Origin of the sequence: Acidisoma sp. L85 (genome assembly GCF_009765865.1) — a bacterium.
GTDB lineage: Bacteria > Pseudomonadota > Alphaproteobacteria > Acetobacterales > Acetobacteraceae > Acidisoma.
This window is the reverse complement of record NZ_LMUQ01000075.1, coordinates 39,071-39,505: the sequence shown is the minus strand read 5'-3', so window position 1 is coordinate 39,505 and position 435 is coordinate 39,071.

Sequence of the window (435 nt, the reverse complement as noted above, 5' to 3'; positions counted from 1 at the left end):
CGCAGCAGACACCAGCCGCCGCGCCCGCCGCTAATGGATCGACGAAGACCGCAGGGCCACTCCTCTCGCACCTCCGCCAAAACGGGAGAAGGGTGTTTATCGCGTGTTGACGGGACGAAGTAGATGGTAGCGTTTTAGCGTAGTTAGCCCGTGAGTTGCGAGACGATAGTTGGTAAGGCTTTCAGGCCTCTGGCGTTCGAGAACGGCGTCGATACTTTTGTCGGGCGTCGAGCATCCGTCGCTTGTCGCTGGAGAGGTGTGCCATGCCGGCGACGCAGTTTATCGCAGTGGCCAGCGTCGCAAGCGAGCAATTGAGCGGCACAACTGAATGTTATCTACGAGATTCAATCGCCAATAAGGTCAGCTTGCCTGCCGAGGGCGTCTCGGGTAGTGGCTAACTATTGCTCTCGCGACGATCGAACAGCTTGTAAGGCG